Annotated in this window: 27 protein-coding genes and 1 tRNA gene; 10 read left to right on the top strand and 18 right to left on the bottom strand. The window is 64.1% G+C overall.

Annotated elements, in window-relative coordinates; all coding sequences use genetic code 11:
* Positions 1-24: 24 nt before the first annotated feature.
* Both C936_RS0110625 and C936_RS0110620 read right to left on the bottom strand, forming a co-directional pair.
* A tRNA-Asn gene (locus tag C936_RS0110625) sits at positions 25-100 on the bottom strand.
* Positions 101-155: 55 nt separating this feature from the next.
* The gene (locus C936_RS0110620; RefSeq protein WP_018139276.1) at positions 156-1,346 is read right to left on the bottom strand and encodes a pyridoxal phosphate-dependent aminotransferase; all 1,191 of its coding nucleotides are present in this window, start codon (positions 1,344-1,346) and stop codon (positions 156-158) included.
* 102 nt (positions 1,347-1,448) lie between these two features.
* Between C936_RS0110620 and uvrB the strand changes: the two genes are divergently transcribed.
* The 5 genes from uvrB (at position 1,449) to C936_RS0110595 (ending at position 6,561) form a co-directional block, all read left to right on the top strand.
* Positions 1,449-3,482 (top strand): excinuclease ABC subunit UvrB, encoded by a 2,034-nt coding sequence (uvrB, locus tag C936_RS0110615; RefSeq protein WP_018174347.1) that lies wholly within the window; start codon positions 1,449-1,451, stop codon positions 3,480-3,482.
* Positions 3,483-3,560: 78 nt separating this feature from the next.
* Positions 3,561-4,568 carry a beta-N-acetylhexosaminidase gene (nagZ, locus tag C936_RS0110610; RefSeq protein ID WP_018649503.1) on the top strand — a complete coding sequence of 336 codons (1,008 nt, stop codon included), beginning with the start codon at positions 3,561-3,563 and terminating at the stop codon, positions 4,566-4,568.
* Between the two features lie 148 nt (positions 4,569-4,716).
* Positions 4,717-5,085, top strand: coding sequence for a DsrE family protein (locus C936_RS0110605; RefSeq protein ID WP_012982643.1), 369 nt, complete (start codon positions 4,717-4,719; stop codon positions 5,083-5,085).
* Positions 5,086-5,243: 158 nt separating this feature from the next.
* Complete coding sequence (locus C936_RS0110600) at positions 5,244-5,795, top strand: hypoxanthine-guanine phosphoribosyltransferase (RefSeq protein ID WP_018174349.1); 552 nt, start codon at positions 5,244-5,246, stop codon at positions 5,793-5,795.
* A 13-nt stretch (positions 5,796-5,808) separates the two neighbouring features.
* Positions 5,809-6,561 (top strand): S-methyl-5'-thioinosine phosphorylase, encoded by a 753-nt coding sequence (locus tag C936_RS0110595; RefSeq protein WP_018174350.1) that lies wholly within the window; start codon positions 5,809-5,811, stop codon positions 6,559-6,561.
* A gap of 138 nt (positions 6,562-6,699) precedes the next feature.
* Here the strand turns inward: C936_RS0110595 and C936_RS15135 are convergent, their stop codons facing one another.
* The 3 genes from C936_RS15135 to C936_RS0110580 all read right to left on the bottom strand — a co-directional run bounded on the left by C936_RS15135 (position 6,700) and on the right by C936_RS0110580 (position 9,723).
* Positions 6,700-6,984 carry a hypothetical protein gene (locus tag C936_RS15135; RefSeq protein ID WP_018139431.1) on the bottom strand — a complete coding sequence of 95 codons (285 nt, stop codon included), beginning with the start codon at positions 6,982-6,984 and terminating at the stop codon, positions 6,700-6,702.
* Positions 6,985-7,439: 455 nt separating this feature from the next.
* Entirely contained in the window at positions 7,440-8,138 is a 699-nt protein-coding gene (locus C936_RS15130; protein WP_038038767.1) for a LuxR C-terminal-related transcriptional regulator, read from the bottom strand.
* Between the two features lie 223 nt (positions 8,139-8,361).
* Complete coding sequence (locus C936_RS0110580) at positions 8,362-9,723, bottom strand: adenosylmethionine--8-amino-7-oxononanoate transaminase (protein ID WP_018174351.1); 1,362 nt, start codon at positions 9,721-9,723, stop codon at positions 8,362-8,364.
* A gap of 178 nt (positions 9,724-9,901) precedes the next feature.
* Here C936_RS0110580 and C936_RS0110575 point away from each other — a divergent pair, with 178 nt between their 5' ends.
* Positions 9,902-11,020, top strand: a complete 1,119-nt coding sequence (locus C936_RS0110575; RefSeq protein ID WP_018139428.1) for an aminotransferase class V-fold PLP-dependent enzyme — start codon at positions 9,902-9,904, stop codon at positions 11,018-11,020.
* 21 nt (positions 11,021-11,041) lie between these two features.
* Here the strand turns inward: C936_RS0110575 and C936_RS0110570 are convergent, their stop codons facing one another.
* The 10 genes from C936_RS0110570 to fabD all read right to left on the bottom strand — a co-directional run bounded on the left by C936_RS0110570 (position 11,042) and on the right by fabD (position 19,714).
* Positions 11,042-11,380, bottom strand: coding sequence for a PilZ domain-containing protein (locus C936_RS0110570; protein ID WP_018139427.1), 339 nt, complete (start codon positions 11,378-11,380; stop codon positions 11,042-11,044).
* Between the two features lie 83 nt (positions 11,381-11,463).
* Positions 11,464-12,471, bottom strand: a complete 1,008-nt coding sequence (locus C936_RS0110565) for a hypothetical protein (protein WP_018139426.1) — start codon at positions 12,469-12,471, stop codon at positions 11,464-11,466.
* Complete coding sequence (gene tmk, locus C936_RS0110560) at positions 12,438-13,097, bottom strand: dTMP kinase (protein WP_018174352.1); 660 nt, start codon at positions 13,095-13,097, stop codon at positions 12,438-12,440. Before tmk ends, C936_RS0110565 begins: the two co-directional genes overlap by 34 nt.
* Positions 13,094-14,131 (bottom strand): endolytic transglycosylase MltG, encoded by a 1,038-nt coding sequence (gene mltG / locus C936_RS0110555; protein WP_018174353.1) that lies wholly within the window; start codon positions 14,129-14,131, stop codon positions 13,094-13,096. Before mltG ends, tmk begins: the two co-directional genes overlap by 4 nt.
* Positions 14,118-14,927: an aminodeoxychorismate lyase gene (gene pabC, locus C936_RS0110550; RefSeq protein ID WP_018174354.1), complete on the bottom strand. Its 810-nt coding sequence runs from the start codon at positions 14,925-14,927 to the stop codon at positions 14,118-14,120. The genes mltG and pabC overlap by 14 nt, the downstream gene beginning before the upstream one ends.
* Positions 14,924-16,255 (bottom strand): aminodeoxychorismate synthase component I, encoded by a 1,332-nt coding sequence (locus C936_RS0110545; protein ID WP_018174355.1) that lies wholly within the window; start codon positions 16,253-16,255, stop codon positions 14,924-14,926. The genes pabC and C936_RS0110545 overlap by 4 nt, the downstream gene beginning before the upstream one ends.
* Positions 16,256-16,264: 9 nt before the next feature.
* On the bottom strand, positions 16,265-17,485 hold the full coding sequence (fabF, locus tag C936_RS0110540; RefSeq protein ID WP_018139421.1) for a beta-ketoacyl-ACP synthase II: 1,221 nt from the start codon (positions 17,483-17,485) through the stop codon (positions 16,265-16,267).
* 130 nt (positions 17,486-17,615) lie between these two features.
* Complete coding sequence (gene acpP / locus C936_RS0110535) at positions 17,616-17,855, bottom strand: acyl carrier protein (RefSeq protein ID WP_012982657.1); 240 nt, start codon at positions 17,853-17,855, stop codon at positions 17,616-17,618.
* 130 nt (positions 17,856-17,985) lie between these two features.
* Positions 17,986-18,723: a 3-oxoacyl-ACP reductase FabG gene (gene fabG, locus C936_RS0110530; RefSeq protein WP_026182229.1), complete on the bottom strand. Its 738-nt coding sequence runs from the start codon at positions 18,721-18,723 to the stop codon at positions 17,986-17,988.
* A gap of 46 nt (positions 18,724-18,769) precedes the next feature.
* Entirely contained in the window at positions 18,770-19,714 is a 945-nt protein-coding gene (fabD, locus tag C936_RS0110525) for an ACP S-malonyltransferase (RefSeq protein ID WP_018174356.1), read from the bottom strand.
* Positions 19,715-19,919: 205 nt separating this feature from the next.
* Between fabD and infA the strand changes: the two genes are divergently transcribed.
* The gene (infA, locus tag C936_RS0110520) at positions 19,920-20,138 is read left to right on the top strand and encodes a translation initiation factor IF-1 (protein ID WP_012982660.1); all 219 of its coding nucleotides are present in this window, start codon (positions 19,920-19,922) and stop codon (positions 20,136-20,138) included.
* A 108-nt stretch (positions 20,139-20,246) separates the two neighbouring features.
* On the opposite strand, the gene clpA is transcribed toward infA, so the two are convergent.
* The 3 genes from clpA to icd form a co-directional block, all read right to left on the bottom strand.
* Entirely contained in the window at positions 20,247-22,514 is a 2,268-nt protein-coding gene (gene clpA / locus C936_RS0110515; protein WP_018139418.1) for an ATP-dependent Clp protease ATP-binding subunit ClpA, read from the bottom strand.
* A 5-nt stretch (positions 22,515-22,519) separates the two neighbouring features.
* Positions 22,520-22,846: an ATP-dependent Clp protease adapter ClpS gene (clpS, locus tag C936_RS0110510; protein WP_018139417.1), complete on the bottom strand. Its 327-nt coding sequence runs from the start codon at positions 22,844-22,846 to the stop codon at positions 22,520-22,522.
* Positions 22,847-22,989: 143 nt separating this feature from the next.
* On the bottom strand, positions 22,990-24,246 hold the full coding sequence (gene icd, locus C936_RS0110505; protein ID WP_018139416.1) for an NADP-dependent isocitrate dehydrogenase: 1,257 nt from the start codon (positions 24,244-24,246) through the stop codon (positions 22,990-22,992).
* A gap of 125 nt (positions 24,247-24,371) precedes the next feature.
* Between icd and C936_RS0110500 the strand changes: the two genes are divergently transcribed.
* From C936_RS0110500 to hflD, 3 genes are read left to right on the top strand one after another with little or no spacing between them, the layout of a single operon-like run.
* Entirely contained in the window at positions 24,372-24,833 is a 462-nt protein-coding gene (locus C936_RS0110500; protein ID WP_018174357.1) for an NUDIX hydrolase, read from the top strand.
* Positions 24,830-25,951 (top strand): tRNA 2-thiouridine(34) synthase MnmA, encoded by a 1,122-nt coding sequence (gene mnmA, locus C936_RS0110495; RefSeq protein ID WP_018174358.1) that lies wholly within the window; start codon positions 24,830-24,832, stop codon positions 25,949-25,951. Before C936_RS0110500 ends, mnmA begins: the two co-directional genes overlap by 4 nt.
* A gap of 53 nt (positions 25,952-26,004) precedes the next feature.
* A complete protein-coding gene (hflD, locus tag C936_RS0110490; protein WP_018139413.1) occupies positions 26,005-26,634 on the top strand; it encodes a high frequency lysogenization protein HflD in 630 nt (209 codons plus the stop codon).
* Positions 26,635-26,646: the final 12 nt, after the last annotated feature.

Below are 26,646 nucleotides of genomic sequence, written 5' to 3'. Positions count from 1 at the left end.
GCTGGCCTAAGTCGTTGCTTTGTTTGGCTCCCCGGGACGGGCTCGAACCGCCGACCTAGTGATTAACAGTCACCCGCTCTACCGACTGAGCTACCGGGGAATTGGCCGCAGATCCTAATGGGGGGCGGCCACCCCGTCAAGCTTCAATTATTGCTTCAGCGGTGGGTCGAGGCGAATTGCCTGAGCCGGTCCAGTGCCTTGTCGAGCATGTCGACGCTGGTGGCGAACGAGACGCGCACATGACCCGGGGCGCCGAATGCACTGCCGGGCACCAGGGCGACTCCGACTTCGTCCAGCAATTGCTTGGTGAGGGCGACATCGGTGTCGATGTCGGCCGCCTGCATCAGGCCGGTGACTCGTGGAAAGCAGTAGAAGGTGCCGTCGGGCATCAGGCAGTCGATGCCGTCGATCGCATTCAGGCCGTCGACCACGTGCCGCGCCCGTTCGGCGAAGGCCGAACACATGGCGATCACGCAGCCCTGATCGCCATCCAGCGCGGCCTGCGCTCCGGCCTGCGCAATCGAGGTGGGGTTGGAGGTGCTCTGCGACTGGATCTTTTTCATCGCCGCGATCAGATTCTTCGGTCCACCGGCATAACCGATACGCCAGCCGGTCATCGCGTAGGCCTTGGACACGCCATTGAGCACGACGGTGCGCTCGAGCAGATCCGGAGCCACATTCACGATGTTCACAAACGGCGTGGAGCCGAAGCGGATGTGTTCGTACATGTCGTCGGTGGCGATCACCACCCGGGGGTGTTCGCGCAGCACGTCGGCCAGGGCCTTCAACTCGTCGGCCGAGTAGGCCGCTCCAGTGGGGTTGGACGGGCTGTTGATGAACACCAGGCGGGTATTCGGCGTGATCGCCGCCGCGAGTTGCTCGCCCGTAATCCGGAATCCCGCCTCCTGGGTGGCGCTGACCACTACGGGCCGCGCACCGGCCAGAAGTGCGATGTCGGGGTAGGAGACCCAGTAGGGCGCCGGGATCACCACCTCGTCGCCCGGGTTCAGCAGGGCCTGGCAGAGGTTGAAGATGCTCTGCTTGCCACCAGAGGAGACCAGGATCTGGTCACGCTCGAACGTAAGCCCGTTGTCGCGATCAAACTTGCGGATGATGGCGTCTTTCAGGCCCTGCGTACCATCCACTGGAGTGTACTTGGTTTCCCCGCGGGCAAGGGCGTCGATGGCCGCCTGCTTGATATGCTCCGGGGTATCGAAATCCGGCTCGCCGGCCCCCAGACCGACGATATCGCGGCCCTCGGCCCGCAGCTGCGCGGCCAGCGCGCTGACGGCCAGGGTGGGGGAGGGCTGGATGCGCTGAACGCGATCGGAGAGCTCGATATCCAAGGCGGGCCTCATGCGGGTTGGGCGGGGTGGGCGGCCGGGCGCGAATGCATAACCGGCCGCAAGTGGCGAAATAATACTGAAATCAGGCGCGGAGGATAAGGCGTGCAGCCAGATGAAGGCGAACAATTCAAGGTGGTATCGCAGTATCAGCCTGCCGGCGACCAGCCCGCGGCGATCCGCGCGCTGATCGATGGCATCGAGGCGGGGCTGGCGCATCAGGTCCTGCTGGGTGTGACGGGGTCGGGCAAGACCTTCACGATCGCCAACGTCGTCGAGAACCTGCAACGCCCGACTATCATCCTGGCGCCGAACAAGACCCTGGCCGCGCAGCTGTATGGCGAGTTCAAGGAGTTCTTCCCGAACAACGCGGTGGAGTACTTCGTCTCGTACTACGACTACTACCAGCCGGAGGCCTACGTCCCGTCCTCGGACACCTACATCGAGAAGGATGCCTCGATCAACGACCACATCGAGCAGATGCGACTGTCCGCGACGCGCGCCCTGCTGGAGCGCCGGGATGCGATCATCGTGGCCTCGGTCTCCGCCATCTACGGCCTCGGCGATCCGCGCAAGTACCTGTCGATGGTGCTCCACCTCCAGCGCGGCGATCGCATTGACCAGCGCGACCTGCTGCGGCGTCTGGCAGAGCTGCAGTACACCCGCAACGACACCGAGCTGCGGCGCGCCACCTACCGGGTACGTGGGGAGGTCATCGACATCCATCCCGCCGAATCCGAAATCGAGGCCGTGCGCATCGAGTTGTTCGACGACGAGATCGAGCGGCTGTCGTACTTCGATCCGCTGACCGGCGAGCAGCTGCGCACCGTCCCGCGCCTGACCATCTACCCGAAGACGCACTACGTGACCCCGCGCGAGACACTGCTGGAGGCGGTGGACCATATCCGCGACGAACTCAAGGAGCGTCTGGATTTCCTGCGCAAGGAGGATCGCCTGGTCGAGGCGCAACGCCTGGAGCAGCGCACGCTGTTCGACCTGGAGATGATCCTCGAGATCGGCTACTGCAACGGCATCGAGAACTACTCGCGTTATCTCTCCGGCCGGGCACCGGGCGAGCCGCCGCCCACCTTCTTCGACTACCTGCCGAAGGACGCGCTGCTGGTGGTCGACGAGTCGCATGTGTCGGTGCCCCAGGTGGGCGGGATGTACAAGGGCGACCGCTCGCGCAAGGAGACGCTGGTGGAATACGGTTTCCGACTGCCTTCGGCACTGGATAACCGCCCGCTGCGCTTCGAGGAATTCGAGGCCCTGCAGCCGCAGACCATCTACGTGTCCGCCACACCGGGGCCGTACGAGCGCGAGCATGCCGGGGCCATCGTCGATCAGGTCGTCCGGCCCACGGGGCTACTGGACCCGATTCTCGAGGTGCGCCCGGCGGGCAGCCAGGTCGACGACTGTCTGTCCGAGGTGCGCGACCGGGTGGAGCGCGACGAGCGTGTATTGATCACGACGCTGACCAAGCGCATGGCCGAGGACCTGACTGACTATCTTTCGGAACACGGCGTGCGGGTGCGCTATCTGCATTCGGATATCGACACCGTCGAGCGTATGGAGATCATCCGCGACCTGCGCCTGGGCGAGTTCGATGTGCTGGTGGGGATCAACCTGCTACGCGAGGGCCTCGACATGCCCGAGGTCTCGCTGGTGGCGATCCTGGACGCCGACAAGGAGGGCTTCCTGCGCTCCGATCGCTCGCTGATTCAGACCATCGGGCGTGCCGCGCGCAACGTGAACGGCAAGGCGATCCTGTACGCCGACAAGGTGACCGGATCGATGCAGAGGGCGATCGACGAGACCGAGCGCCGGCGGGAGAAGCAGATCGCCCATAACAAGGCGCACGGCATCACCCCGCAGGGCATCCGCAAGAATGTCGCCGACATACTCGAGGCCCGCAACGCTACGCCAGGCTCCGGGCGGCGTCGTGGCCAGAAGAAGGTGGCCGAGGATGCGCCCGACTACATCGACGCCCCGGAGCAGGCCGCCAAGGAGATCGAGAAGCTGGAACAGGAGATGTTCCAGAAGGCCCGCGACCTGGAGTTCGAGGAGGCCGCGCGGATCCGTGACCGCATCGAGAAGCTCAAAGCACTCGCGTTCCGCCCGGAAGCCTCGCTATCCTAAAAAGATTGCTCGGGTCACGAGCGCCAGTTGAGTACAGGTTCAATGGCTTCTCCCGTATCCCTGCCCCTGGGGCCGGTCATGCTCGATGTGACAGGCCTGGAACTGACCCCGGAAGACCGTGAACGCCTGCGCCACCCGGCGACAGGCGGCGTCATCCTCTTTGCCCGCAACGCCGGTACGCCCGAGCAGGTGAGGGCACTCACCGATGCGATACGCGCGGAGCGACCCGGCATCCTGATCGCGGTGGATCAGGAGGGTGGGCGCGTACAGCGTCTGCGAGACGGTTTCACCGCGCTCCCGCCCATGCGCGAGCTGGGGCATGTCGATGATTACGATCGCAACAAGGCCTGTGAGCTGGCCCATGCGACCGGGGAATTGCTGGCGCTGGAACTGCGCGAGGTGGGAATCGATTTCAGTTTCACGCCTGTACTGGACCGGGACATCGACGTCAGCGAGGTGATTGGGGATCGTGCGTTCCACCATGATCCCGATGTCATCGCACGCCTGGCAGGCGAGCTGATTCGCGGGCTCGCGGCCGGCGGCATGGCCAGTGTGGGCAAGCATTTCCCCGGACACGGGGCCGTCCAGGCGGATTCCCATCTCGCGCTCCCGGTAGATGACCGCCCGCTGGCCGAGATCGAGGCCGATGACATCGCGGCCTTTCGCCCGGTGCTGGGCGATCTCGATGCCGTGATGCCCGCGCACGTCCTGTACCCACAGGTGGATGACCAGCCCGCCGGATTTTCGCGGATCTGGCTACAGGACATCCTGCGCCGCGAACTTCGGTTCCGCGGGGCAATCCTCAGCGATGATCTGGCCATGGCCGGCGCCGAGGCCATCGGCAGCCCGGCCGAACGGGCCGCGGCAGCGCGTGCGGCAGGCTGCGACATGGTGCTGATCTGCAACCAGCCCGAGCAGGCCGACGCCATCCTCGAGGCGCAGGAGGGACAGCCGCTCGATGCCCAGGCATTGCGAAGAGTCGAGGCATTGCGTGCACAGTCCACTGCGCATGAACCCAGGCGAATTCACGCCCTTCGCGCTCAGCTGCATCACTGGCTCGCGGCCCGTCAGGCAGCGACGGCCTGAAACCCCGTTCCGCGGCGGGGGAGTCACTCATTGGCGCACAGGCGCTCGCGCATTGGCGCACAGGCGCTCGCGCGCCTATAATGCGCCACCGGTTTGCGCTTGAGCAGCTGTTAATATTCACACTCACCACTGAAGTTGGAGATCAAAAATGGCCGACAAGCTCCTGATCGTCATGGTTAATACCGATCCGAGCAACCCGTCTGAACTGGGTGCCCCGTTCTTCCAGGCCACCGTGGCCGCCGCGATGGAATATGACGTTGAAGTCGTCATGACCGGCCGTGCCGGCGAGCTGGCCAAGAAGGGCGTTGCCGAAAACCTGTTTGTCCAGGAAGGCTCCAGCAAGAGCGTCTACGATTTCATGAAGGACGCCCACGAAGCCGGCGTGGTGATGAAGGTCTGCACCCCGACTCTGGATCTGTGGGGCAACGACCTGATCCCGGAAATCGAAGAAACCGTGGGCGGCGCCTACGTGATTTCCGAAGCCATGGACGACGACACCGTGACCTTTACCTACTAAGGTTCTACACGTCCGTAGCTTTGCCATCCGGCCGGCCCTTGTGCCGGCCGGTTGCGTTTAAGGGCCCTGTAGGGCCCGCGCATACCGGACCCAGACCTTGCCGTCTGCCAGACGCTCGGCCAACATCCTTCCTCCACCCCCCCACCGCAGGACCCTTGATGAGCCCGGAACAGGCCCGTGCAACGCTCCGAGATGCCGACTGCCTCTATAGCCGCGATGCAGTCGAGACCGCGATCGACCGCCTGGCCGAACGCTCGGCGCAGGTGCTCAAGGACCGTAACCCCCTGGTTCTGGGCGTGATGAATGGCGGGGTCGTCCTGATGGGCGGGCTGCTGACTCGCTGGTCGTTTCCAATGCAGGTCGACTATCTGCACGCCACGCGCTATCGCGGCGGCACGCGGGGAGGGGAGCAGCTGCACTGGCTGGCGCGCCCCCAGACTCCGATCCAGGGGCGCACCGTAGTGATCGTGGATGACATCCTCGACGGTGGCATTACCCTGGAAGGCATCCAGGCTTTCTGCGAAGAGCAGGGCGCCGCGAAAGTTTATTCCGTGGTGCTGGTGGACAAGGCCAACCCGGAACGCGATCCGGCCATTACCGTCGATTTTGCGGCCCTGGAGGTGCCGAATCGGTACGTGTTTGGCTACGGGATGGATTACCAGGATTACCTCCGCAACGCACCCGGCATCTTTGCCGTCTCGAACCACTAGGGATACCCGCCATATGTCGACACCCCGTCTTGCCGTGATCGGCGGCACCGGACTGACCCAGCTGAAGTCGCTGGAGATTACCCGCAGGCAGGTCATGCATACCCCGTATGGCGAACCGTCGGGGCCGCTGGTCTTCGGGCGGCTGAATGACACGGAAATCGTGTTTCTGCCGCGCCATGGCGCACGTCACACTATCCCGCCGCACCAGGTGAACTACCGGGCCAACATCTGGGCCCTGAAGCATGCCGGGGTCGACAACGTGATTGCGGTGGCCGCCGTGGGCGGCATTACCGAATCGATGAAGCCGGGCATGATCGCGATTCCCGATCAGATCATCGATTACACCTGGTCACGCGCCAACACCTTTTTCGAAGGCGGCGACCTCGAAGAGGTCACCCATATCGACATGACCTGGCCCTACAACCAGGGCGTGCGGGAGACGCTGCTGAATGCGATTGATGACCTGTGCATCGAGGCTACGGACCGAGGGACGTACGGGGCCACCCAGGGCCCGCGGCTGGAGACGGCGGCCGAGATCGACCGCATGGCGCGAGATGGCTGCGACCTGGTGGGAATGACCGGCATGCCGGAGACGGCGCTGGCGCGCGAACTGGAGCTGAACTACGCCTGTTGTGCCGTGATCGCCAACTGGGCGGCCGGTCGTGCCGAGGGCGAGATCACCATGGACGAGATCGGCCGCAACCTGGATCAAGGGATGACGCGGGTGAAGGATGTGCTTACGCACGTTATCGAGACGCTGTCCTGAGGCGCAGGACCGGGAACGATCGTCGTTTTCGGCCAGGGGAGCAGGCGGGCTAGAACAGACAGCTGACCCTCACCGATCCCAGACTTAACATAATATGTATTATGCGTCGTAATGGGTGGCGTTAACCAAGAGCCCCTGTCACCGGATTCGCAGATTCATTGTGCTGTTCAGACCATGGCAACGCGAACGCGTGACATGCCCATTCTTCGTCAGGACCAGGTCCAGATATCCCGGCCCACTGAGTTGTACGACCCTGCAATCCACTCCGATCCCTTCAAATTCCACTTCCAGTGGCACGACGCCTTCGAATTCCACTTCCTCGACGTCGTGGATTCGGGTGACCGTGCATGTAATGGAATACGCAGTACCCTCGGGCCCGGAGGCTTGCAGGCCGATACGCGATTCGTTGGGCGATGTCGACATCGCGTGAACACCTCCAGCCAGGGGCAATCCGGCAGGGATCGCCAGGAACACGACGGATCAGGATGTCTGGCCGATCGCGGGCGTCGGGTCGGTGCAAGTTCCGGCATCGCCGCCAGGCAGGCTTGAGTGCCCCTTGCGGCAATTGCAGGAATGAGGCGGCCTCCGACCGTTAATCCAACTGCAGTATGGCGGTCGGATTGGCAGCAGGCATCAGAATAACGGGTGGTTTTCCGGGAGAGCTTTGTCGGTCGTTATCAAGCGAGAAGTATGAGCCATGTGGGTGCGACTCGACCGAGGATCGCGAGCTACGCCAGTCGTTCGTCCTAAGCTCCCGGTGTGACTGATGGCGCAGGCACATCAGCTTCGGGCATTGCACCCGTTTGGTGAGGACGGTTCGGCAATTGCAGCCGCCCTCACCCCTATCGCCCCGCCCAGGGGCCAGGAGCCAGCGCGCGTTAGACGGCGCGCGCCTCGGCACGACGGCGACGCCACATCACCTGGGGTGGCGGAGCGCCCAGATGATCCTTGGCCCAGTTGATCGCCTGCGTGCGGTTTTTGACCTCGATCTTGCGGAAGATGTTGTACAGGTGGGACTTGACCGTGTGTTCACTGATGAACAGCTGTTTCGCGATATTCATGTTCGTCTCGCCTGAACCCAGCATGGCCAGAATCTCCAGCTCGCGCTGAGTCAAGCCACAGGCGGGCCGATAGGTGTTGGTGCGCTGCTGACGATACAGCCGCACCAGCCGTGTCATCAGGTGCCGGGACATCCAGAAGTCACCGTTCAGCAGGCACAGGATCCCCTTGCACAACAGGTCCAGCTGATCGGTCTTGTAAAAAATGCCCTGCAGGTACAGCACATCGAGGAGCCGGAGTGCCTCGTCCTCGCTGGGAATATTGAATCCGGCAAAGACCGTTTTTGCCCCGTCCGCGACGGCCTGCTGAACATGCCCAATGTCACGCTCGTCAAGGGAACTGGCGTCAAACAGGGCAAGGCTGTAATCCCTGAGCGTCTGGGCGACTTTTGGGGACCCAGGTTCTAGTCCCGTTACCGAACATTTGGTTTTCTCGGAAACGTACTCGATAAAAAGGGCCGACTGGGGGGATGCCGACGTTACAATCAGTACTTGTGAATCATCGTTTGAATCGTTCATGACGTCACCTGCTCTCCACATTTGAACCATTGATGTTGGAAAGACGAGGCGGGTCCGAGTCAACCGATTAGATTTTTCAGACTTACCTCGGGTGCCCTTCCGATGGGCCTAGTACCAACTGCGTATGCGCACTTTTAGAAAGTATATAGACACAGGTCCGATGGTCCGTCAAGCACAGCGCGATGAAACTCATCCAACGGGCATACAAAGTGATTAGACGGCGTTAAGGCCGATGTGTGGCGCGGTCGATACCCTCGGTCATCACCTCGACAAGGAAGTCGATCTCATCCTCCGTGATTACGTAGGGCGGCATGAGGTACGAGACATTGCCCAATGGACGCAAAAGCGCACCTCGACCAAGGGCATACCGGTAGATTTCCAGACCTCGACGTTCCTGCCAGGGGTAAGGCGTACGGGAGGCCTTGTCTTGTACGAGTTCAACCGCCGCAATCATGCCGTGTTGTCGCACGTCGGAAACATGGGGGTGATCCATAAGCGGAGCAAGACGTTTGGAGATGTGGGAGGCCAGCCCCTGGTTCCGCTCAAGAACGGGTTCTGTAGTAAAAATGTCGAGCGTGGCCAGGGCAGCACGACACGCTAAAGGATTACCCGTGTAAGAGTGCGAGTGGAGAAACATATTGAGTTTCTCATAGTCATCATAAAAGGCGCGGTAGATTTGCTCCGACGTCAGCACAGCTGCCATGGGCAGGTAACCGCCTGTCAGCCCCTTGGAAAGGCACATAAAATCCGGGATGACCGGCCCCTGCTCGCAGGCGAACATGGTGCCCGTGCGCCCAAAGCCCACCGCGATCTCGTCTGCGATCAGGTGAACGCCATAACGGTCACATGCAGCACGAAGCAGGCGCAGATATTCAGGGTCGTACATACGCATGTGCCCTGCGCACTGCACCAAGGGCTCCACGATGACCGCACAGACTTCATCCGCGTGTTCCGCGAGTGCGGCCTCCATATGGATGAACTGGCGCCGGGCCACATCGGCACAGGTCTCCCCGGGCTCGCGCTCGTAGCAGTCCGGAGCCGGTACGGTGATGACATCCAGCATCAGGGGCTTGTAGGTGGCGCTGTAGAGCGGGACATCGCTGACGGAAAGTGCGCCCAGGGTCTCACCGTGGTAGCTGTTCGACAGCCGTATGAACCGGGTCTTTTCGCTCCGGCCGCTGTTCAGCCAGTAGTGGAAGCTCATCTTGAGCGCGACCTCCACGCCGGCACTGCCGTTGTCTGCCAGGAAGACCCGGTCGAGTCCATCGGGGGTGAGGTCGATCAGCCGCTCACACAGCTCCACGACGGGTTCATGCGTACAGCCCGCAAGGATCACGTGCTCGAGCTGGTCCAGCTGGTCGCGCACCGCGGCATTGATTCGCGGGTTTGCATGGCCGAACAGGTTGACCCACCAGGAGCTGATGGCATCGAGGTACCGATTGCCGTCGAAGTCGTACAACCAGACGCCCTCCCCGCGCTGAATCGGGAGCAGGGGCAAGGTCCCCTCCTCTCCGTAATCCTTCATCTGGGTACAGGGGTGCCATAGGGCACGCAGGTCCCGGCGTTTGAGCTGTTCGTTATCCATGCGGTGAACTCTTTGGCGCTGTGGGCCCCTAGCCGCCGGAAACGCACCGGAGGGGCCAGTTTTCGATGGGCGGAAAGTAGCAGGGGGTCCCTGACCGGACAAGGCATCGCGCATGCGCCCCGGGATTCAGCCGGCCCCCTCTTCTGAGGTACCCTTTTCTGCCGGCCAGGAGGATCCCATGCATCCCGAATTTCCGCAGCAGGACATCATCCATCTGAACCACGCGGCGGTCGGCGCCTGGCCGAGGCGTACGGAAGAGGCCGTTTGCGAGTTCGCGCGCGAGAACGTACGCCAGGGCTCGAAGGACTATGGCCGATGGCTCAAGCAGGTGGATGCGACGCGCGAGCTGGCACGCGCCCTGATCGGGGCCCGCGACGCGGCGGATATCGCCTTCGTCAAGAACACCTCGGAAGCGCTGTCGATGGTGGCCTTCGGCCTGCCGTGGTCGGAGGGGGAGAACATTGTCTTTCCCGCTGGGGAGTTCCCGTCCAACCGGGTCGTCTGGCACGCGGCGGGTGAGCGGTTTGGCATTGAGGTACGCGAGGTCAAGGTGGGTGATGAACCCGAACGCGACCTGCTGGCTGCCTGCGATCGCCGGACACGGCTGGTCGCGACCAGCGCGGTGCGCTATGACTCGGGCATCCGCGTGGATATCCAGGCACTCGGGGCAGAGCTGCGCGCCCGCGGGATCCTGTTCTGTGTCGACGCGATCCAGCACTTGGGGGCGCTGCCCTTCGACGCCCCGGGTTGCCACGCGGACTTTGTGATGGCGGATGGCCACAAGTGGATGCTGGCACCGGAGGGGATCGGGATCTTCTACGTCAATCCGGAGGTTCGCGACCAGCTCCGGTTACAGGAGTACGGGTGGAACATGCTGGCGCACGCCGGCGACTTCGCGAATCCGAGCCTGACCCCGGCCCCGTCGGCACGCCGTTTCGAACCGGGCAGCCACAACATGCTGGGCATCCATGCGCTGCATGCCAGCCTCTCGCTGCTCCTGGAGGTCGGGATCGAGAACATCGACCACGACATCTGCTTCCACTGGCACCACCTGGCCGAGGAGCTGGAGGCGATGGGGTGCGAGGTGCTTACGCCGCGTGGCCGCCGCGCGGGGATCCTGACTTTCCGGCCCCCTGCGGCGGATCTCGACGCCGTCTATGCGCGGCTTCAGGCCGGCGGAGTCCTGTGCGCGGTACGGGGCGGGGGCATCCGCTTCTCGCCCCACTACTACCTGACGGATCAGCAGATCGGGCGTGCCCTGGATCAGGTGAAAGAGGCGCTTGGGATCGCGGCCTGACGGGCCGCAGGGATCGGATGCTCAGAACGTGTGGGTCTTGCGGTCGGAATTGAGCATGCCGCCCAGGTGTTCCTCGATCCGTCGGTGCGTCACACCCTTGTCGGACTTGTTGAACTGCACGCCAATGCCGCGCAGGCGGTTGCCCTGCGCCCTGGGCGGCGTGATCCACACGACCGTGCACGGGGTCGGCAGGCGGTCGGAATCCTCCAGCAGAGACAACAGCAGGAAGACCTGGTCCCCGAGCTTGTAGGATTTGTCCGTGGGGATAAACAGCCCGCCGTTGGTCACGAAGGGCATGTACGCGGCGTACAGCGCCGGTTTTTCCTTGATTGCCAAGGTCAGCATGCCCTGCCCGGCCATGTTCCCTCCCGTGACGGTGTCTGGACTCGCGAGTATCCCCTATCCCGCGTGGCGCGCGCCACCCCCCCTTTGGGGCCTCGCTGTCAGCGTCGCCCCAGCGCGAGCGCGATGGTCTCGCTGCGAAGCGCCGGATTCAGGTTTGCGCCACTCTGGCGTTGCCACTCCAACGCCTGCTGCGCGAGCCATGCGAGACGACGCGCGCCCCGCGCGCGTGCGAAGTCCAGCAGCCGCTCACGCGGGAACTGCTCGCCAAAGGCATCCAGCTGCCCCACAAGTAGCAGGCGCTGCGCCGACAACAGCAAGGCCTGCAGGCGAGGGATCAGGCGTTCCGGCACGCTGCGCTGCAGGGCAGCAGCGGTGGAATGCAGATCCGCCGCACTCAGGAGCCCCGTCAGGATCTGTCGATCGGTCTCCCAGGCCTCCAGCGCCGCGGAATCGGTCAGGATCTCCCGCGCCAGGAGCGGACGATTGAGGCTCGCAGCATAAGCCTCCGCGACTCGTTCATACTGATCGGTTTCAGCCGCAAGCCACTCGTGGACCTGTTCTATCGAGGGACAGGCGACATCGACTTGCTGGCAACGACTCCGAATGGTTGCGGGGAGACTGGCCGGACGCGCTGCCTCGAGAAACAGCGTGGCCCCGGCGGGAGGTTCTTCCAGCGTCTTGAGCAGGGCATTGGCTGCGTTGACGTTCAGTGCGTCGGCCGGACGGATAATCAGCGCGCGCAGCGCCCCGCCCGAGCCACTCAGGGTGAGGAATTCCGTGGCGTCGCGTACGGCATCGACCAGGATATCCTTGCCGGGCTCGGCGGGCTCCAGTAACCGTACCTCCGGGTGCACGCCGCCCTCCAGGCTGCGACAGGCGTTGCACTCGCCGCAGGCGGGTTCATCACTGGACACACGCTGACACAGCAGGCTCTGGACCACGCTGGTCGTCAGCAGGGCCTTGCCCACCCCGGGGCTCCCGCTGATCAGAACCCCGCTGGGGAGCCATCCATCCCGCCCGCGCAGCACGAGCCGCTGGCGGATGGGTTCGAGCCAGGGTGGCTGGGTCGACATCAGGCGCCCCGGGGCATGATCTTGGTGCGCCACTCTTGCAGCGCCTGACGAACCCGTTCCGCCACCTGTTCAGGATCGGCATGCCCATCAATAATCCGGTAGCGATCCGGGTAGGCGCGGGCCCGCTCCAGGTAGGCCTCACGCACCCGTGCGAAGAAATCCAGCGCCTCGCGCTCGATGCGGTCCCGTCGACCCCGCTGCACGGCGCGTTCCAGCCCGGTGGCCGGATCGATATCCAGCAACAGGACCAGGTCGGGCCGCAGATCGCCCTGCACCCATTCTTCCAGCCGGGCCACGCGCTCCATCCCCAGTCCTCGCCCTGCACCCTGATAGGCAAAACTGGCGTCGGTAAAGCGATCACTGACTATCCAGCGGCCCGCCGCGAGTGCAGGCCGTATCACCGAGGCGAGATGTTGCGCACGGGCGGCAAACATCAACAGCAGCTCCGCCTCCGGACACATACCGGGAAGGTCGGGATCGAGCAGCAACCCCCGCAACCGCTCGCCCAGCGCCGTACCCCCCGGCTCACGCGTGCATTCAGGCTCGATGCCCATGGCGCGCAGGGCCTCCACCACCGTGGCGAGCTGCGTGGATTTGCCCGAGCCTTCGATGCCTTCCAGTATCACGAAGCGTGCATTGCTGGATGCGTCGGTGGTCATTGGCGGTTCCGGATACCGTAGCGGCTGCCATCGCCGCCGAGTTGATAGCGAATTACGGCCTGGCGATGCTCGCGATACGTTTCGGAGAAGTGGTGCGTGCCGTCGCCCCTGGAGACGAAGAACAGGTCGTTCGTCTCGGCCGGCTGCGCGGCCGCCTCGATCGCCGCTCGTCCCGGCAAGGCGATGGGGGTCGGTGGCAGCCCGGTGCGAGTGTAGGTGTTGTAGGGGTGATCGCGCTGGAGCTCGGCGCGGGTGAGCCGTTGCACGCCGGGCTCCTGGACATAGAGCAGCGTCGGATCGGTCTGCAGCAGCATCCCGCGGCGGAGCCGGTTCACGAACACGCCTGCGACTCGATCACGCTCCTCGCCGCGGCCCGTCTCGCGTTCGATGATCGAGGCCAGGATCAGGAGCTCGTACGGTGACTCGACCGGGTGGTCCTCGATGCGGGAATCCCAGGCAGAGTGCAAGGTGGCATCCATCGCGCGGTGCGCGCGCCGCAACACATCCAGGGCATCGGTCCCCGAGCCAAAGAAGTAGGTGTCCGGCAAGAACCAGCCTTCGGGATGCTCCAGCTCTTCGAGGCCCAGCGCGTCCAGCAGGTTATCGACCCCGACGGATTCGGCTGGTCCTTCGATCTCGGGATGCTGGCGCAAGGCGCGCAGGGCCTGAGCAATCGTCCAGCCTTCCGGGACGGTCAATCGATGCTGGACGACCTCTCCACGCGCCATGGCGTGCAGCAGGCTGCGCGGGGTCGCACCCGCGTCCACCGCGTACTCGCCCGCCTGTAGCCGCGGTGCCAGTCCCTGGCGCCGCCCGTACAGCTCGATCATCCAGGCTTGCTCGACCCAACCGCGCCGCTCGAACTCCTTGCTCACCTGACGCAGTCCTTGCCCGCGTTCAAGCTGGAACCGCTCTGTCTGGTCGAGCGCCAGTGGCTGGTTGAGATCCTGGTAATAGCGATCGGCAAACCACCAGCCTCCAGCCATCACGCCGACCAGCACAATTCCGATGATCAGACCACTAATCCGCTTCATGGAGCGCCATACTCAGAACCCTAACCGGGTCATCCTGCCACGCCGTGTCCGGCATGTCCGTTTCGATCAGGCGGGCTGGGTGTAATCCCAGGCGCGCATTGCTGACATAAAGCCCGTCCACCTGATCCAGCGCCTGCGGTTCCACGCTCTGCTCGTGCACGGCGAAGCCACAGGAAGCCGCATGGTCAAATATCCAGGCCCTGCGCGTACCCGCGATCCCCGCCTCGTCCACCGGGGGGGTGAACAGGTCCATCCCCTGACGCCACCAGAGATTGCCTTGCGTGGCGCTCACCAGCCGCCCCTGCGTATCGCAAACGACCGCCTCGTCCCAACCGGCCTCCCAGCTTTGCCGGATCACCACCTGCTCCAGGCGGCTCGTGTGCTTGAGCCCTGCCAGCGCGGGCTGAATCGCCATGGCGACCCGCGACCAGCCCATACGCAATGGCTTCGGTTCGGCACCGCGAGACTGACGCAGCACGGGACCCGCGGACACAATCCTCGTCATCTCCACATTTTCGGGTGGCGCGTAACCCCGGGGCCCCTGCCCCCTGGTCACAGTAATGCGCGCCATACGCTGCCCCTCTGGCGCCACCTGCTGCAGTTCCTCGCGAAGGAGCGCTGCGTCAACGCGCGGAAAGCCGAGTCGTTTCAGTCCCCGTTCAAGCCGTGCGACATGATAAGGCCACAAGCGTGGCTGGCCGCCCTCCATCATGATCGTCTCGAACAGACCGTCGCCCAGCAACAGACCCCGATCGTCGCCCGGCACACAGCTCTCGACGCCGTTCACGAGGATCACGCCTCCTTCTCCAGTGCATCCAGCAGACCATGGGCCTTGTGGCGGGTCTCGGCGAGTTCACGGTCGGGATCCGAGTCCGCCACGATGCCCGCGCCGGCACGAAAGCGCAGTTCGTTGCCGCGCAGCACCAGGGTACGGATCAGGATGTTGGTATCCATGCGCCCATGCCGGCTCAAATAGCCACAGGACCCGGTGTACGCCCCCCGGGGCGCGCCATCCTCGAGCTCCTGAATGATCTGCATGCTCCGTATCTTGGGACACCCGGTAATCGTCCCGCCCGGAAACACGGCTCGCAGCACATCGCCCGCGCGTGTCCCGGGCTTCAACCGCCCCACGATACTCGAGACGATGTGATGGACCCGTCGGTAACTCTCGACGGTCATCAATTCGGCTACCCGCACGCTCCCGGCAGAGGCCACCCGGCCGATATCGTTGCGTTCAAGGTCGACCAGCATCACGTGCTCAGATCGCTCTTTAATATTGCCCTTTAGCTCACTAAAAAGAATGGAGTCTTTATCCACATTGTCATCCCGGCGGCGCGTGCCGGCGATCGGCCGCGTCTCGACCTCGCCGTCGTCCACAGACACCAGACGCTCGGGCGATGAGCTGATCACCTGACCCTCGGGAAACTGCAACCAGGCGGCGAACGGTGCTGCATTTGCGCGCCGCAGGCGGGCGTACAACGAAGCCCCATCGAGTGCCTCTGGGCTGGTGGCCTTCCACTCGCGCGACAGATTCACCTGAAAGGTATCGCCCGCTCGAATGTACTCAAGTCCCTGCTTCACCGCCTCGCGATAGCGCTCGGGCTTCTCCTCGTCGATCACGAGCTCCGGCAAGGCCCCTGGCACCAGCACATCCTCCCGGCACAACTCGACATCGGCCCGCATCTCCGCGAGCGGGTCGGGTCCCTCCTCGCTCACCAGAAAGGTCTGATCGTCGTGGTGATCCACAATGATGGCGGCGGGAAAGCGGATGGCCCGGGCGGTGGGCAGCCAGGGATCCGCGCGGCAGCGGCCCAGGGCCGGTTCCAGCTGCCATGCCCATTCATACCCTAAATAGAGAAACCAGCCGCCGAGAAAAGGCAGATGGTCATAACCCGGCTCGATTTCAGAGGAGGCCCTTGAATCGCTCAGGTCCTGATCGAGCACGGCCAACAGATCGTCATCCGTTCGGGCATCGACCGTTAGACCCGGAAAGGCGAACAGGATGGAGTAACGAGCCGGCGCCTGACCAATCAGGGCCGACTCGAGCAGGTGGGGATAGCGCTCCGGAAAGCGCCGGGCCAGGGGCGCCAGATCGATCCCGCGCCCCAGGCGTTCGACTGCCATATGGGCGGACTAGAGGGTGCGGAACACCAGGGTGCCGTTCGTGCCCCCAAAACCGAAGGAGTTCGACAGGCCCACCTTCGTGTTCATCTCACGCGCCTCGTTGGCCACATAATCCAGATCGCAGCCTTCACTCGGGTTTTCGAGGTTGATTGTCGGCGGAGAGACCTGATCGCGAAGCGCCAGTGCCGTGAACACACCCTCGATGCCACCAGCCGCTCCCAGCAGGTGTCCGGTCATCGACTTGGTGGAATTCACCAGCAACTTGTAGGCGTGGTCGCCAAACGCCTTCTTCAGGCCCTGCGTCTCGGCCAGGTCGCCCGCGGGGGTGGAAGTACCGTGGGCGTTGATGTAGCCCACCTCTTCCGGGTTCACGCCGGCATCTTTCAGAGCGCGAAGCATGCACTTGGCGGCCCCCGCGCCATCTTGAGACGGCTGCGTCATGTGGTAGGCGTCAGCGTTCCAGGCAAAACCGGCGACCTCGCAGTAGATATGAGCCCCGCGCGCCTTGGCGTGCTCGTATTCCTCGAGCATCATCACGCCGGCACCGTCGCTGAGCACAAAGCCGTCGCGATCCTGATCCCAGGGGCGCGAGGCCCGCTCGGGGTCGTCATTCCGGGTCGACAGCGCGCGCGCCGCCGCAAAGCCGCCGATCCCCAGTGGCGTCGTGGCCATCTCGGCTCCGCCGGCCACCATCGCATCCGCATCGCCATAGGCAATCATCCGAGCCGCATCGCCAATGTTGTGCGTCGCGGTCGCGCAGGCCGACACGATCGAGATGTTCGGGCCCTGCAGGTTGCGCATGATGGAGAGATTACCCGCCACCATGTTGATGATGGCGCTGGGCACGAAGAACGGCGAGATCTTGCGAGCACCGCCCTTGAGATAGGCGGCATAAGACCGTTCGATATACGGCAGGCCCCCAATGCCGGACCCAATCGCGACCCCGATGCGGTCCGCGTTTTCCTCGGTTACTTCCAGACCCGAGTCGTCCAGCGCCTGAATCCCGGCGGCCAGACCGTAGAGGACGAACGTGTCCATCTTCTTCTGGTCTTTCGTCGGAACATAGTCATTAGCGTCGAAGTCCCGGACGGCTCCGGAAATCTTGACCGGCATCTCCGATGCATCGAACACGTCGATGGGAGAGATGCCGCTCTTGCCGGCCTTGATGTTGGACCAGGCCTTGTCGATGGTAGAGCCGACCGGGGACACAATGCCCAGTCCGGTAATCACGACACGTCGCTTAGCCAATGATGTTCTCCTCGGAAAGACTGAAATACGCGCTCAACGAAACGACGAAGGGCCACTCTGCTCGCAGAGAGGCCCGTCCGCGTCCTGTTCGAGCGCCCAGGGGGGCGCCCAATCAGTCCTTCATGTGCTCGTTGATGTAGTCGATCGCCTGCTGCACGGTGGTGATCTTCTCCGCCTGCTCGTCCGGGATTTCCGTCTCGAACTCTTCTTCGAGCGCCATCACCAGTTCCACGGTGTCCAGCGAGTCGGCACCCAGGTCGTCGACAAAGGCGGCACTGTTGGTGACGTCCTCTTCCTTGACGCCCAGCTGCTCGACAACGATCTTCTTGACGCGTTCTTCAATGCTACTCATGGTTCAGAAATCCCCTTCCAATTGAGGCGGCTTCGTTTGAAGGTTCGCCATTCTAGAGAAAAGCCCGGCTGCGTTCCAGGGAGACGCGAACCTCTCGGGCCTGCGCGGGACCGAGGGCCCCGCGGGTTGATCAGTGCATGAACATCCCGCCGTTCACATGCAGTGTTTCGCCGGTGATGTAGCCCGCCTCCTCGGAGGCGAGAAAGCCCACGGCAGCCGCGATCTCATCCGGCGCGCCCAGGCGCCCCAGCGGGATCTGGCCCAGCAGGTGTTCCTTGGTCTCGTCCCCGAGTTCGCGGGTCATATCAGTATCGATGAAGCCCGGCGCGACCGTATTGACGGTGATGTTCCGGCTGCCCACCTCGCGCGCCAGCGAGCGGGCGAATCCCGCAAGCCCCGCCTTGGCCGCGGCGTAGTTCGTCTGGCCGGCATTGCCGGCGGAACCGACCACCGAGCCGATCAGAATGATCCGCCCGCGGCGCAGCTTCATCATGCCTTTCAGCAGGCGCTGCGTCAGCCGGGCGGCGGAGGACAGGTTCGTGTTGATGATCGCATCCCACTCCTCGTCCTTCATCCGCATGAACAGGTTGTCGCGGGTTATGCCGGCATTGTTCACCAGCACCTCCACCGGTCCTTCCTGCTCCTGGATACCCGCCAGACCGGTCGCGACCGAATCGGCGTCCGTGACATCCATAGCGATACCGCGCCCGTTCCATTCGGACAACGCCTCGCTGATGCGCTGGGCGCCGGATTCGCTGGTCGCGGTTCCCACGACCTGCAGGCCCTGCTCCGCCAGACGACGGGCAATGGCCGCGCCAATGCCGCGGCTGGCCCCGGTCACCAGGGCCACTCGTTTGTTATCGGACATCATTCGCCTTCTGTAATTGGACGTACTGGGAATCGAGTGTAGAGGGTCAGCCGGCGCTCAGCCGGTTCACGGTGGCATCCAGGGTATCGCGATCGGCCACATCGAACAGTTCCAGCCCGCGATCGATCCGCTTGGCCAGGCCGGTCAGCACGCGCCCCGGTCCGCATTCTACCTGTACCGCAACACCCTGGCCGCGAAGCCCCTGTATGGTCTCCACCCAGCGCACCGACCGGTAGAGCTGCGCGGCCAGATTGGCCTTGATCGCATCGGCCGTCTCGGCGGGCGCCGCGGTCACATTCTGCCAAACGGGGATTTGCGGGGCCGCAAAGCTCGTAAAGTCGAGAACCGACTGCAAACGCTCGGCGGCCGGGCGCATCAGCGCGCAATGGGACGGCACGGATACGGGCAGCTTGAGCGCCCGTTTCGCCCCGGCGTCCTTGGCCGCACCGACCGCTCGGTCGACCGCCGCGGCCGCCCCCGCGATCACCACCTGCCCGGGGGCATTCAGGTTGACGGCCTCCAGGACCCCGCCGCTCGCGTTGTCCGCACAGAGCTGCTCGACCGCAGCATCGTCGAGACCGAGAATCGCAGCCATTGCGCCCTCGCCCTCGGGCACGGCGGCCTGCATGGCGCGGGCACGTTCGGCCACCAGCCGCACGGCATCGGGGAAGCGCAGCACGCCGGCCGCGACCAGCGCGCTGTACTCGCCCAGGCTGTGGCCGGCCACAGCCGCGGGGCGCGCGTCCGCCTGCTGCGTCAGCAGCCGCCAGGTGGCCACGCCGGCAGCGAGCATGACCGGCTGAGTCCATTCTGTCTGGTTCAGTTGTTCGACCGGACCGTGCTGGCACAGGCTCCAGAGGTCGGCATCGAGGCAGTCCGACGCCTCCTGGAAGGTATCGCGTACGACCGCGTGGTCGTCGCCCAGATCGGTGAGCATGCCGGTGGACTGGGAGCCCTGCCCCGGAAAGACTGCGGCCCAGGTAGTGGTCATTCGCTATTCATCTCGCGCGTAAAAAGCGGGCGTAGTGTAGGGCCACGGGAAACACTGATCAATGTACACGCTCGCCATCCTCCGCGAATGGCGGCCACTCGGCGACCGGCACGGAGCCCTGCCACGCCGAAAACCCCGTGTTGACTTGTGTTCGCGCGTGGCATCCGGATAATGTCGCCACCGAATTCAATACGCGAGGAACTGCATGGCGAAGGAAGACGAAATCGAGCTGGAAGGAACGGTGGTAGAGACCCTGCCGAATACGACGTTCCGGGTAGAGCTCGAAAACGGGCACACCATCACCGCCCACATCTCCGGCAAGATGCGCAAGCACTACATCCGCATCCTGCGTGGCGACAAGGTGATCGTGCAGATGACCCCCTACGACCTGACCAAGGGCCGTATCGTCTACCGCAACAAGTAGTTCCACCCCGGGGGTTGCGGGGCCGCTCGTAAGACATAAGGGTCGATCCCCGAATGACGAAGCCCCGGCTGGACCGGGGCTTCGTGGTTTCTGCAGGCCGGGGTTTGGTCAGGAGACAGCCGGCTCGCGGATATCGAGCTCCAGCCCGGATTCGCCCACCCGGACCACAACCTCGCCCCCCTGCGCCAGGCGCCCGAACAGCAACTCGTCGGCCAGCGGCTTCTTGATGTGCTCCTGCAGCGTACGCGCCATCGGACGCGCACCCATCTTCACGTCGTAGCCATGCTCGGCCAGCCAGGCACGGGCATCCGGCTCCACCGTCAGGTGCACCTTCTTCTCGTCCAGCTGGGCCTGCAACTGCGTCAAGAACTTGTCGACGACATTCAGGATGGTCGCCTCGTCCAGCGGACCGAACTGGATGGTGGCATCCAGGCGGTTGCGGAACTCCGGCGTGAAGGTCCGCTTGATCGCCTCCGTGGAATCGCTGGAGTGATCCTGCTGGGTAAAGCCCACCGACGGGCGGCTGGCCTGCTCCGCACCGGCATTCGTGGTCATCACCAGGATCACGTTGCGGAAGTCCACCTCGCGGCCATTGGCGTCCGTCAGCGTGCCGTGGTCCATAACCTGCAGCAGCACATTGAAGACATCCGGATGGGCCTTCTCGATCTCGTCCAGCAACAGCACCGAGTGCGGATGCTTGAGGATGGCATCGGTCAGCAGCCCTCCCTCGTCGTAGCCGACATATCCGGGCGGCGCCCCGATCAGGCGCGAGACCGTATGGCGCTCCATGTACTCGGACATGTCGAAGCGCGCCAGATGAATCCCCAGCTGCTGCGCCAGCTGACGCGTCACTTCGGTCTTCCCGACCCCGGTCGGCCCGGCGAACAGGAACGAACCGATCGGCTTGTCCATGTCGCCAAGCCCCGAACGCGCCATCTTGATCGAGGTTGCGAGCGTCCCGATCGCCTCGTCCTGGCCGAAGACGGTCATCTTCAGGTTGCGTTCGAGGTTGCGCAGCGTCTCCTTGTCGGAGCTGGAGACCGATTTCGGCGGGATGCGCGCGATCTTGGCCACGATCGTCTCGATATCCTGCACGCCGATGGTCTTCTTGCGCTGACTCATTGGCAGTAGCTGCCGGCTGGCACCGGCTTCATCGATCAGGTCGATCGCCTTGTCCGGCAGGAACCGGTCGGTGATGTAGCGATCCGCCAGTTCCGCCGCGGCCCGCAGCGCCGGACGCGTGAAGCGGACATTGTGGTGTGCCTCGAAGCGTGACTTCAGCCCCCGCAGGATCTGCTCGGTCTCGTCCACAGTCGGCTCCGGCACTTCGATTTTCTGGAAGCGACGGGCCAGGGCGCGGTCCTTCTCGAAAATGCCGCGATATTCCTGGTAGGTGGTCGAGCCGATGCACTTCAGCTCGCCCGAGGCGAGCATCGGCTTGATCAGGTTGGAGGCGTCCATCACCCCGCCGGAGGCGGCACCCGCACCGATGATGGTGTGGATCTCGTCGATGAACAGCACCGCGCCGGGTTCCTTCTTCAGCTGCGCCAGCACGCCCTTCAGGCGCTTCTCGAAGTCACCGCGGTACTTGGTGCCCGCCACCAGCGCGCCCAGATCGAGCGCATAGACGGTCGCGGATTCAATCGCCTCGGGCACCTGTTCGTCAACGATACGGCGCGCCAGGCCCTCGGCGATCGCGGTCTTGCCGACACCGGCCTCGCCCACCAGCAGCGGGTTGTTCTTGCGTCGGCGGCAGAGGATCTGGATCGTGCGCTCGATCTCGTGGTCCCGCCCGATCAGCGGGTCGATCTCGTCCTTGCGCGCCTTCGCGTTGAGATTGGTCGCGTACAGCTGTAGCGCATTGGTCTTTTCCTCGCGCTCGCCCTCGACCTGCTCCGGCTGTGGGTCGTTCGGGTTCTGCTGGGCCCCTAGCTCGTCTTCGCCCACCTTGGAGATGCCGTGCGAGATGAAATTCACCACGTCCAGGCGGCTGATGTTTTGCTGTCCGAGCACGTAGAGGGCCTGGCTGTCCTGTTCGCCGAACAGCGCGACCAGCACGTTTGCCCCGGAGACCTCCTTGCGGCCACTGGACTGCACATGAAAGACCGCCCTTTGCAGGACCCGCTGGAACCCCAGGGTCGGCTGCGTCTCGCGTGAGTCATTCGGCGGGATGCGCGGGGTGTTCTCGTCAATGTACACCTCGAGCTCGTCGCGGATGCGGTCGAGGTCGCCCCCACAGGCGCGCAACACCGTCGCGGCACTGGGGTTTTGCGCGAGCGCCATCAGGAGGTGCTCCACGGTCACGAACTCGTGGCGCTTCTCTCGCGCTTCCTTGAAGACCATGTTCAGGCTGAATTCGAGTTCCTTGTCGAGCATGGGAGTCAGACCTCCTCCATCGAGCAAAGCAGTGGATGCTGGTGGCTACGGGCGTAATCGTTCACCTGTGCCACCTTCGTCTCGGCCACGTCCCGGGTATAGATGCCGCATACTCCCTTGCCGCGTGTATGCACGTGCAGCATCACCTGGGTGGCCTTTTCGCGATCCATACTGAAGAAGGTCTCCAGCACCTCGACCACGAACTCCATTGGCGTGAAGTCGTCGTTGAGCAGTACCACCTTGTACTGCCGGGGTGGCTTGAGCTCCGGCCTCGATTCTTCGACCGCGGTATTGCTGTCGTGATCGGGGATCTGGGGCTTTTTCTCACTCATCGGTCGAACTCACGCTTTCAGCGGTTTAGTCATGCCAGTTCGGCCATCCAGGGAAACACGAATCCAATGTCTCCCTGGCTCCTTAGGCCACGTTCATGGTCGTTCGGTTCCGGGCTCGGACCAAGTGCCCGCACCCGCTGTCGTTACATGTGCTTGATCAGGGCCTCGCCAAAGGCCGAGCAGCTCACCGGCTCGACGTTGTCCATCAGGCGCGCGAAGTCATAGGTCACCTCGCCCGCGCTGATCGCGCCGCCCATACCCTTCACCACCAGATCGGCGGCCTCGGGCCAGCCCAGGTGGCGCAGCATCATCTCGGCCGACAGGATCAGCGAGCCCGGATTGACCTTGTCCTGGCCGGCGTATTTCGGGGCGGTCCCGTGGGTCGCCTCGAACATCGCCGTGGTGTCGGACAGGTTGGCGCCGGGTGCGATCCCGATACCGCCAACCTGCGCGGCCAGCGCATCGGAGATGTAGTCGCCGTTCAGGTTGAGCGTGGCGATCACCGAGTAGTCCTCCGGGCGCAACAGGATCTGCTGCAGGAAGGCGTCCGCGATCACGTCCTTGATCACGATGTCGCGGCCGGTCTTCGGGTTCTTGAAGGTCTGCCACGGACCACCGTCCAAATCCTTCGCACCAAACTCCTCGCGCGCCAGTTCGTAGCCCCAAGCCTTGAACGAGCCCTCGGTGAATTTCATGATGTTGCCCTTGTGCACCAGCGTCACCGAGGGGCGATCGTTGTCGATCGCGTACTCGATCGCCTTGCGCACCAGGCGCTTGGTGCCCTCGCTGGAGACCGGCTTCACGCCGATGCCGGCGGTATCCGGGAAGCGGATCTGGGTTACGCCCATTTCGTTTCGCAGGAAGTCGATGACCTTCTTCACCTCCGGCGTGCCGGATTCGAACTCGATGCCGGCGTAGATGTCCTCCGAGTTCTCGCGGAAGATCACCATGTCGGTCTTTTCCGGCTCCTTCAGCGGGCTCGGGGTGCCCTCGTAGTAGCGCACCGGGCGCAGGCAGACGAACAGGTCCAGCTTCTGGCGCAGCGCGACGTTAAGCGAACGAAAACCGCCGCCCACCGGGGTGGTCAGCGGGCCCTTGATGGACACGCGATAGTCCTTGACCGCCTCCAGGGTTTCATCCGGCAGCCCGGAGTCGTCGTCGTAGACCTGCGTGGCTTTCTCGCCCGCGTAGACCTCCATCCATTCGATCGCCTTCTGGCCACCGTAGGCCTTTTCCACGGCCGCATCGGTCACCCGGCGCATCACCGGCGTGATGTCCACACCGATCCCGTCCCCCTCGATAAAGGGGATGATCGGGCGTTCTGGCACCACCAGCTTGCCCTGCTCGTCGACGGTGATGCGTTCGCCCTTTTCCGGGACCTGAATGTGCTGGTAGGCCATGCAAACTCCTTGTGCGCAAGAATTGAAATCGTTCTCCCGGATTATACATACCCATCCGCCCCCGCCGAGGGGAACGTGGTCTCGAGAACGCCAGCAAGACGGGCCGCTGCGTTATCATTCACGGCATGACCGAACGCCTGCCCTGCCATATCACCGTCGCCGCCGTCATCGAGCGGGACGGGCGCTTCCTGTTCGTCGAGGAGACCGACGACGGCCGCCATGTACTGAACCAGCCGGCCGGCCATCTCGATGCCGAAGAAGACCTGGTCGAAGCGGTGATCCGCGAGGTCCGCGAAGAAACCTGTCTGGACTTCCAGCCGGAGGCCCTGCTTGGCTGCGACCTGCTCGCGCTGGCGAATGGCGCGGTGACGCTGCGCGTCGCGTTCTGCGGCACGACAAGCGACCCCAGCCATCCGCCGGCCCGCGATCCCGCCATCCATGCCCTCCACTGGCTGACACCGGATGAGGCGCGTCGCGGATGGCCGCTGCGCAGCCCGCTGGTCCTGCGCAGCATCCGCCGCTATCAGGACGGGATGCGCCTGCCGCTCGCGGCGGCCGGCTCACTGGTTCATGCGGAGGGGCCGTGAGCGGTCCCGATCGGGTCATCGTGGGCCTGTCGGGCGGGGTGGATTCGGCCGTGGCGGCCAGCCGCCTGCTGGAGGCCGGTTATCGCGTGGAAGGCCTGTTCATGAAGAACTGGGAGGATGACGACGACGCGGAATACTGCGCGGCCGAGGCCGACTACGAGATGGCCCGCGAGGTCGCGGACTGTCTCGAGATCCCCCTGCACAAGGCGAACTTCGCCGAGGACTATCGCCAGCGGGTGTTCCGCCACTTCCTGCACGAGTACGAGGCTGGCCGGACGCCGAATCCGGACATCCTGTGCAACCGCGAGATCAAGTTCCGCTCGTTCCTGGAGCACGCCCGGCAACTCGGTGCGCAATGGATCGCCACCGGCCATTATGCCCGCGTGCGCCACCTCCCTGACCACAGCGAACTGTGCATGGCGGCGGATGCCAACAAGGATCAGACCTATTTCCTGCACACCCTGACGCAGGAGCAGCTGCGCCCCGCGCTGTTCCCGCTGGGGGACATCCCCAAGGATCAGGTCCGGGCGCGTGCCCGCGAGCTGGGTCTGCCCAACCACGCCCGCAAGGATTCCACCGGCATCTGCTTCATCGGAGAACGTCGCTTCCGCGATTTTCTGGCGCAGTACCTGCGGGCGCCGGAGGGCGAGATGCGCACGCCGGAAGGTCAGGTCGTGGGGCACCACCAGGGCCTGATGTTCTACACCCTGGGCCAGCGCCAGGGACTGGGCATCGGCGGGATCGACGGGTTTCCCGAGGCCCCCTGGTATGTCGTGGACAAGGACCTGGGAGGCAATCGGCTGATTGTCGCGCAGGACCCGCAGCATCCGCTGCTGATGAGTCCCGAGATCGAGACGGAGGCCGCCCACTGGATTCACCGCCCGCCCGAACCGGGACAGCCAGTCATGGCGCGTCTGCGTCATCGCCAGCCCTTGCAGCCCTGCCAGCTGGAATCCGTCGATGGGGACCGTCTACGCGTTCGCTTCGAAGCCCCTCAGCGTGCGGCCACGCCCGGTCAGTCGGCGGTTCTTTATGACGGCGACGTGTGTCTGGGGGGGGGCGTGATTGCCACCCGCCGCACACTCGCCAGTGAGTCAGAAGCCCCGGTTCCGGTATAGTAGGCGCGTTTTCCGTATCCACCCACTCACGCCTGCTCCGGGAGCCCTCCGGCTTGGACCGTAACGACCACAACCGCACCCTGGCGCTGGCCGCCCTCTTCCAATGCGCGAGTCTGGTCAAGGACCTGGCCTGGCGCGGCAGCTGCGACGAGTACGAATTCGAGATCCTGATCGGCAGCCTGTTCGCGTTCGACGCGGAGACGCCCGAGGATGTCTACCGCGGCGCCAGCAGCTTGCGCCCGGGCCTGGAGCGGGTGCAGAGCCAGCTGCAAAACGGCGGCAAGCCACCGGATATGGAGATCACCCGCTACGCGGTGGGCCTGATCTTTCTGGAGCGCAAGCTGCAAAAACGCCCGGACATGCTGCAAAAACTAGGCGACGGCCTGCAGGGTGCCCAGCGGCAGGTGGACTATTTCACCATCACGCACGAGAGCGTGATCGCGCGCCTGGCCGAGATCTACAAGGAGACCATTTCGGAGCTGGGCCCCCGGATCGTCGTCCAGGGCGAACAGAATCATCTTTCCAATCCCGAGATCGCCGCGCGCGTGCGCGCCCTGCTGCTGGCGGGCATCCGTGCCGCCGTGCTCTGGCGCCAGGCGGGTGGATCTCGGTGGAAACTCCTTCTGGGCCGCAAGCGACTGATTCGCCAAGCGGACCACATCCTTCAACGACTGAACACCTGACAGCGGATAGCG

The sequence above is a fragment of the Thioalkalivibrio sp. ALJ4 genome (assembly GCF_000377225.1).
Classification (GTDB): domain Bacteria; phylum Pseudomonadota; class Gammaproteobacteria; order Ectothiorhodospirales; family Ectothiorhodospiraceae; genus Thioalkalivibrio.
This window is presented reverse-complemented; position numbering and strand designations above follow the sequence as displayed.